The following is a 4,063-nucleotide window of genomic DNA, read 5'->3' on the forward strand; positions in this document are numbered from 1 at the left end:
GTTCGACAATGAATATGATTTAGCCCTTGCTGTAATGGACGGCATGGAATCACGGAGTGAACAAGGGGGATATACGTTAGAGCGTTTTAGGTTTAAATCATCCTAGCTACTTAAACGGCCTGTCGCTATTATGTTGCACTTATAGGTGACAAGAAGTGAAAAAATATGGTGGCTGTACGTGGCAGTGGTAAAATTCCTGAACACAATCCCAACACCGTTCAGATGGATTCAGGAAACACTTAGCAAATGAGACAGAAGAAGATAACAGCACTTCAGCGAAATCTAGCGCGCTAAGTGTATTCCCTTATGGCTGTTCGCTTACAGAGGATATGCGGTGGCGTCGTGACGGCTGCCCTTCCTTGTTGGCATCGGGGTTTCGATTGCGGCACTGTGTCTCTGGCAAGGACTAGAAGCACTGGAGAGCGATCGCATTCAGCAGAAAATTGACTGGAAGCCGAGAGTATAAAAATCGAACTCACTGGGGAAATGGAAGAGCGATTTTTAGCACTGGTTCGCATGGCAAAGCGCTGGGAAAATGCGGGGAAGCCATCTCAGCAAAATTGGGAAGCAGATGCAACGCTTAATATTCAGCACTTCAGCGGCTATCAAGCGATTGAATGGGTAGATCCGGAATTTAATCTGTGCTGGGGTATAACCAGTGACAGTCGCAGAAAATGTTGCCCTAGCGCTAGCCAATTTATCGCTGTACGAAACTTTACAAAAACAAAAGGTACAATCTCGGCGTCAGCAACTGGGTACGATTTCGATCTCGCTGGGAGTTGCTTGCTTCCCGATTTACGGCAATACGGGAGAGGCAGTCATTCATGCGGCGGATGCGGCACTTTACAAAGCGAAGGCGCAAGGACGCGATCGCGTTAGCGTATGCTACTAGATGCAGCTCTTCCCCCGATCGCTCGCTCCTGACTTGTATCAATCATTGGATGGATGAATCGCGCCTCAAAACTCGCTGCAATATTATCTAACTACTAAATTTTTTACCTTAATCCCCCCATAGGGGATGTTAACCTAAAAAAGGAGTGGTGCTTTGAGGGGATTGAATCTGTACGACAACGCGATCGCCCCAGTTTCCACTCTGATGTAGACACCATTCAAGTTGAGGAACGCGACTTGGTAGCCACCCCAGAAAAACTTCAACAAAATAACGATTCAGCCACTGGTAACGACCGCGTAGCCGTATTGCTGATGGGCTATGGCGAAGTAGAAAGCTACGACGACTTTGCCAACTATAACGAACAAGCTTTAAATCTACTCACCGCTAAGTTTGCGCCGGTACCGACGTGGATTTATCCACCACTCGCAAAGCTTTTGGCAATCTTTGACCTGCACGAGTGGAACCACCAGCACGATCATTTTATTTCCCCCCACAATGCAATTTTTGAACAGCAACGAGCGGGGATAGAAAAAAATCTACAAGAAAAATGGGGCGATCGCGTTAAAGTTTTCAAAGCCTTTAACTTCTGCGCTCCCTTCCTTCCCGAACAGGTTCTTGCTGAAATCAAAGAGCAGGGTTTTGACAAACTGCTGATCTACCCGCTCTTAGTAGTAGATTCTATCTTTACCAGCGGGATTGCGGTCGAGCAAGTAAATAACGCCCTTTCCAAACTCTCTGACGGTAGCGAACATTGGATTAAGGGACAGCGCTATATTCCCTCCTTCTACAACGAACCCGCCTACATTGAGTTGTTAGCGCGTCTGGTAGAAGAGAAAATTGCTCGCGATTTAGCAGTCGCGCACCTACCCTCCCAAACTGCAATCGTGTTGATGAACCACGGTTGCCCTCACAAAGCCAAAGGATTTACCTCCGGCATCACTGAAAGTGAGGCACTCTACGAGAGAGTTAGAGAGAACCTGATCAATAAATATCCGCTGATTTCAGTGGGTTGGCTCAACCATGACACGCCTCTGATTGAATGGACTCAACCCAATGCCACCCAAGCTGCTGAAAATCTAATTCTGCTGGGTGCTACCTCCGTCGTTTTCATGCCAATCGGCTTTGCGACCGAGAATCACGAAACTCTGCTAGATGTAGACCACATCCTGCATAGCTTACGGCGTCGGCATCCTGAAGTGACTTACGTGCAAATGGAGTGCGTCAACGACCATCCAGAATTTTTAAAGATGGCAGCAGAATGGGCGCATCCTCAGATTGAAGCTTTATTTTCAGAACAAGCTCTTTCCGTTAATCCTCAGATGGCGGCGATGCAAGCGGCTCATACCCACGACCACCACGATCACGGTCATCATCACCATGACCACGGTCATCACCACGACCACGATCACCACCATCATTAAATAATTGGGTGTTTTTTAACGCTTAGAACCACAAAGGAATAAAGCAAAGATACGCAAAGAAAAATCATCTCTGCGTACCTTTGCGATTTCCTTGGCGGACCTTTGCGTTAAAACTTCCCCAATTGAAGCCGAAAACTAGGCAGCCTTTCTCAGTTTTTGGGTATTTTCTACTAAACTTTTAGCAAACTCATCAAAGCGCTCAGAAAGTTTATCATCCAGCAAGTTCCCATTAGCATCAAACGCTTTCCAAGCTTGTCCAATGGCAATTTGTTCCGGAATTACCCAAGCATGAACCCAGCGCATAATCACCCGCAGATCGTTGAGAGCGTTACTATTTGACTGACCTCCCAAGACACTAATTAAACCTGCAACTTTATCGCTTAGCTGGTCAAAGCTCATTAAATCTAAGGCATTTTTCAGCACACCACTGACACTACCATGATATTCAGGGGTTGCCAAAATTAAGCCATCTGCATCAGCGACGGCTTTCCGCATCTTTGCAACATCTGGAAAGTCTGGAAATTCCTTTTCCCCGTTACAAAAAGGCAGATTCATTTGCCGCAAATCAAGAACTTCTACCTCAGCACCAAGCGATCGCATTCGCAAAGCTGCCAAATTTAGAGCCAGCTGACTTTGAGATTCAGCCCGTAAACTCCCGCCAATTCCCACAATTTTGACCATATCAATCCTCCATGAAGATGAAAACAAGCTTTAGTAACCGCAAAAATAGTTAATTTTAGGCAATCACCTGTCACCGAGACATCGGTAGATAATTTACGCTAATATTAAAGCGTACTCGTTATGAATACGTTTAAGATAACAAGTTCCACCCAACTTCGTCAACAAAGCAGCCAAAACCAGCAAACCGATTCTCGGCAAGGCTGGAATCGAGACAGTTAAACTAGAAGATGGAAAGGTCTGCTCAACTCCTGATTTAGGCAGATTCCTCTGGAAATCCAGCAACCTAGGGGTTGAGTCAAAGCAGCAGGGAAAGGGCAATAGTGATGAACAATAATTCTGGGATCGAAGCATGGATAGGGGATCGACCGGCAAAAAGGTCTAAAGATTCCGTTAAACCAGCGCCACGACGCTTCTGGCAGATCGCCGCCAGTTTGATGATTTTCCAGGGGATGCTGCTGAGTCCTCCTGCCCTCGCCAAGGCAGAGCAGAACACCCTCACCTATGGCGATTTATTGCAGAAACTTGAGGCAAACCAAGTCACCAAAGTGGAAATTGACCCAGCCACCCGGATGGCTAAGGTTAGATTAACGGGGCAAAAGCCAACCGATCCGCCGCAAGAGGTAATGCTTCTAGAGCAAAACCCAGAATTGATCGAACAACTCCGCGACAAAAATGTCGAACTTGATGTACAACCTTCGACCGATAACACCGCAGCGGTGGGAGTAGCGGCAAACTTACTATTACTCTTCTTCTTACTGGGAGTATTAATGTTTATTTTCCGTCGTTCTAGTAATGCCTCTGGGCAAGCCATGAACTTCGGGAAATCAAGAGCCAGATTTCAGATGGAAGCCAAAACCGGCGTCAAATTTGACGACGTCGCCGGAATCGAAGAAGCCAAAGAAGAACTCGAAGAAGTCGTCACCTTCCTCAAACTCCCAGAGAAATTCACCGCCGTAGGTGCGAAAATTCCCAAAGGCGTCCTGTTAATTGGCCCTCCTGGAACCGGGAAAACATTACTCGCTAAAGCGATCGCAGGAGAAGCCGGGGTTCCCTTCTTCAGCATCTCCGG

At 46.9% G+C, this 4,063-nt stretch carries 5 protein-coding genes; 4 read left to right on the plus strand and 1 reads right to left on the minus strand.

What is annotated here, in order from left to right; all coding sequences use genetic code 11:
• Positions 1-306: 306 nt before the first annotated feature.
• The 3 genes from NDA06_RS26325 to NDA06_RS26335 all read left to right on the plus strand — a co-directional run bounded on the left by NDA06_RS26325 (position 307) and on the right by NDA06_RS26335 (position 2,313).
• Entirely contained in the window at positions 307-447 is a 141-nt protein-coding gene (locus NDA06_RS26325) for a hypothetical protein (protein ID WP_190675253.1), read from the plus strand.
• Positions 448-658: 211 nt separating this feature from the next.
• The gene (locus NDA06_RS26330; RefSeq protein ID WP_190987229.1) at positions 659-892 is read left to right on the plus strand and encodes a diguanylate cyclase; all 234 of its coding nucleotides are present in this window, start codon (positions 659-661) and stop codon (positions 890-892) included.
• Positions 893-1,128: 236 nt separating this feature from the next.
• The gene (locus tag NDA06_RS26335; protein ID WP_190987230.1) at positions 1,129-2,313 is read left to right on the plus strand and encodes a ferrochelatase; all 1,185 of its coding nucleotides are present in this window, start codon (positions 1,129-1,131) and stop codon (positions 2,311-2,313) included.
• A gap of 135 nt (positions 2,314-2,448) precedes the next feature.
• Here NDA06_RS26335 and NDA06_RS26340 read toward each other — a convergent pair whose 3' ends face one another.
• Positions 2,449-2,994: an NADPH-dependent FMN reductase gene (locus NDA06_RS26340; RefSeq protein WP_190987231.1), complete on the minus strand. Its 546-nt coding sequence runs from the start codon at positions 2,992-2,994 to the stop codon at positions 2,449-2,451.
• A gap of 434 nt (positions 2,995-3,428) precedes the next feature.
• Between NDA06_RS26340 and NDA06_RS26345 the strand changes: the two genes are divergently transcribed.
• Positions 3,429-4,063 (plus strand): ATP-dependent metallopeptidase FtsH/Yme1/Tma family protein (locus tag NDA06_RS26345; RefSeq protein WP_348251944.1); only part of this gene is annotated, 635 nt, incomplete at its 3' end.

Source organism: Trichocoleus sp. ST-U1, assembly GCF_039961835.1.
Classification (GTDB): Bacteria; Cyanobacteriota; Cyanobacteriia; order Cyanobacteriales; family FACHB-T130; genus FACHB-T130.

Bases quoted from the DNA above. Each gene is read 5' to 3' on its own strand.
- NDA06_RS26325 (WP_190675253.1), top strand. From the start codon at position 307: ATGGCTGTTCGCTTACAGAGGATATGCGGTGGCGTCGTGACGGCTGCC.
- NDA06_RS26340 (WP_190987231.1), bottom strand. From the start codon at position 2,994: ATGGTCAAAATTGTGGGAATTGGCGGGAGTTTACGGGCTGAATCTCAA.